Genomic DNA, 2,651 nt, shown 5'->3' with positions numbered 1-2,651 from the left:
ATTTAATGGTATAGCGAAGCAACAAAAAACGGCACCGATAAGAATTACTCTTATCAGTACCGAATATTCTAGAATCGGTATATCAACGATTTAAGCACCATTGAAAACCAGCGAGAATAAAAAAATCACCCGCACGGGGATCGAACCCGTAACTCCGCCTTGAGAGGGCGACGTCTTAACCAATTTGACCAGCGGGCAATAACTTAACATACTCCATAAAGTATACAGATTTTACCAGTCCTTGTCAATAAACTTTCCCGTCATCACTCAAAAGAAAGCTCGATCAAATAACGCTTACTAGCGGTGACGTGGGAACTAGTAACCCAGACGTCATGATAATCTGGAATCTGCTTAGCTGTCAGTTGGTAATAATAATCCAGCAAATCCCCATTTTGGGCCACAAAGTTCGGTGATAAACGGTTGACCATCAAACTATTGTCGGGAAAATAGAACTCCGCGTCCGCAATTTTCATTGAATCCGGCATAATCAGCGATAAAGTATTGGCATACTGGTCATTACTGGCAACCACTAAATCAGGATGCCGTTTGATTTTTGATAACACATTGTAGATACTATCCGAATTGCTTGCCATATTTTTCTCCCCAATCGTTATGTCTCCACCATTTTAACAGATCTCACAGCTGAGATCACGAAAACCACCTTTTTCTTGCACCAGCATTGCTGCAACCTATACAATAGAAAAGATTTCTTGAGGAGGGAGGCAATAGAATGAATTATCAACGTGAACCCCACGGTCTTTTTCTCGTCGTCGACATGAAGTCGTTCTTTGCGAGCGTCGAATGCACCGTCCGTGGTTTAGATCCACTGACCATCCCCTTGGTTGTCATGCGGGAAACCCGCCATACCGCTCACGGATTGATCGTGGCAGCCTCACCTGCTGCCAAAAAACTCTTTGGCCTGCACAATCGTGACGTTAAAACCGACCTGCCCAACGACGATCGCCTGATTATCGTCCCGCCACGGATGAAGTTGTATGAAGAGAAAAATCGGCAAATCAACGAGTTGTTCCTAGAATTTGTCGATGCCGATGAATTGCTTCCCTATTCTATCGACGAATCAATCCTCGATGTGACCCGGCATTGGCAAAAGCACGGTCCCTCCGTCGATAACATCGTCACCGATATCCAGCAGCGCTTTCGCCGGTATCTCGGCTTGGTAACCAGCGTTGGTATCGGCGATAACCCTCTCCTAGCCAAATTAGCCCTGGACCTGCTAGCCAAGCACGACCCCCGTTTCGTCGGCCGGCTGACCTATGAGCAGATGCCAAGTAAAGTCTGGCCCGTTCAACCACTGACCGACATCTGGGGAATTGGGCCACAGACAGCCGCGAAGCTCAACCGTCTGGGCATTCACAACCTGGGCGACCTCGCCCATGCCGATCCGATCGCCTTGCAGGCCATTTTTGGCCAAAAACTCGGCACATCCCTCTATGCCACTGCTTGGGGAATCGACCGTTCCCACATCAACGATGCGCGTCCCCGTCAGCAAAAATCAATTAGCATTTCACGGGTATTAAACGAGGGGTCAACTAACGAGACCGAATTGGTGCGAACTTTTCATGATCTCACCACAAACCTCCTAGAGCGCCTTCACGAACAAGATTTGGTTCCTTCGACCCTCGTCGTCGGGATCGATCTTGCGGCCGGCTTCTACGATCGCAGCCAGCGCAGCCAATTTACCCACAACGAAGAACTGGCAGAAGGAACCACCGATTCACAGGTCTGGCAACGAGTGCAGACGGCTTTTCATGGCCTGTGGAAGGGCGACACCGTCAAAAAGGTCCTCGTCGCCTTTAACGCTCTGCACCCACACGGTGACACTCAATTAACCTTATTTGGAGATGATTTCGATGGCTAAATCAACGATGGGTGCAGCCATTAATGCTAAAATCCCCCAATACTTTCACCAACTGCCCCACCACCGCTACTGGTTGGCAGTCGTGCATTACCAGCCCGATCAGCAATTTAACTACTTTTTCTACGTGCGGCGGCTCGGCGTCAGCACCTATTCCTACCCGTTAGGTGGCGAAGCCGACCAGCTGGCTAACTTGAAAGCAACCCTGGCAACTTTTCGTCGTCACTATCAATTTCCGATTCATTTTGTTAATTTTCCTGAGGATGAAGTACGGAAATTGCGTCGGTGGTATTACCGCTAAGGAGGCCAAAACTAATGGAACCCTTAAAATTGTTTGACGATCAAACTGCTGAACGCACCGCGGCCCATTTCTTCAGCCACTACCACGACCCAGGAATTCAGAAGTGGGGCGGTTTCCGGACTGGTCAGTGGATGCGCTCAATAAAAAAAGAAAAAAATCGGCAAAAGTCCTTGCATAATTCAAATTGATTGGGTATAATAATAATCGTTGCTTAAGCAATACAAGATATTGGGCATTAGCCAAACTGGTAAGGCGGTGGACCCTGGATCCATAATTTGCTGGTTCGACCCCAGCATGCCCAATCATTGACGTCAGCGTTTCGCTGGCGTTTTTTTGTACCTTCTTTTCGACTTCCCTACGCTTTGCTCACCAAAAAAAGCCCCACGAAAATTCGTGGATGACGTGTACCCAAAAAGTTGGAAGTTGAATATTCTGGCTTGATAATTGAATAAATATTTTTTCTAGGCAACTAGA

4 protein-coding genes and 2 tRNA genes are annotated in these 2,651 nt (G+C 47.7%); 4 read left to right on the top strand and 2 right to left on the bottom strand.

The window, feature by feature from the left end; all coding sequences use genetic code 11:
- Nucleotides 1–125 precede the first annotated feature (125 nt).
- Together QOR82_RS08960 and QOR82_RS08955 are read right to left on the bottom strand one after the other, a co-directional pair.
- Nucleotides 126–198 (bottom strand) — tRNA-Glu (locus tag QOR82_RS08960).
- Nucleotides 199–263: 65 nt separating this feature from the next.
- On the bottom strand, nucleotides 264–593 hold the full coding sequence (locus QOR82_RS08955) for a hypothetical protein (RefSeq protein WP_283584398.1): 330 nt from the start codon (nucleotides 591–593) through the stop codon (nucleotides 264–266).
- Nucleotides 594–730: 137 nt separating this feature from the next.
- On the opposite strand from QOR82_RS08955, the gene QOR82_RS08950 reads away from it, so the two are divergent.
- The 4 genes from QOR82_RS08950 to QOR82_RS08935 all read left to right on the top strand — a co-directional run bounded on the left by QOR82_RS08950 (nucleotide 731) and on the right by QOR82_RS08935 (nucleotide 2,479).
- Nucleotides 731–1,879: a Y-family DNA polymerase gene (locus QOR82_RS08950; protein ID WP_283584397.1), complete on the top strand. Its 1,149-nt coding sequence runs from the start codon at nucleotides 731–733 to the stop codon at nucleotides 1,877–1,879.
- Nucleotides 1,872–2,177: a hypothetical protein gene (locus tag QOR82_RS08945; RefSeq protein WP_283584396.1), complete on the top strand. Its 306-nt coding sequence runs from the start codon at nucleotides 1,872–1,874 to the stop codon at nucleotides 2,175–2,177. The genes QOR82_RS08950 and QOR82_RS08945 overlap by 8 nt, the downstream gene beginning before the upstream one ends.
- A 14-nt stretch (nucleotides 2,178–2,191) precedes the next feature.
- Nucleotides 2,192–2,365, top strand: coding sequence for a hypothetical protein (locus QOR82_RS08940; RefSeq protein ID WP_283584395.1), 174 nt, complete (start codon nucleotides 2,192–2,194; stop codon nucleotides 2,363–2,365).
- A gap of 41 nt (nucleotides 2,366–2,406) precedes the next feature.
- Nucleotides 2,407–2,479: transfer RNA gene (locus tag QOR82_RS08935), tRNA-Gln, on the top strand.
- Nucleotides 2,480–2,651 lie beyond the last annotated feature (172 nt).

Source organism: Limosilactobacillus difficilis (assembly GCF_947387495.1).
GTDB classification, from domain to species: domain Bacteria; phylum Bacillota; class Bacilli; order Lactobacillales; family Lactobacillaceae; genus Limosilactobacillus; species Limosilactobacillus difficilis.
Note: the sequence above shows the minus strand (reverse complement) of the source record. Positions and strands in the feature narration are given on the sequence as shown.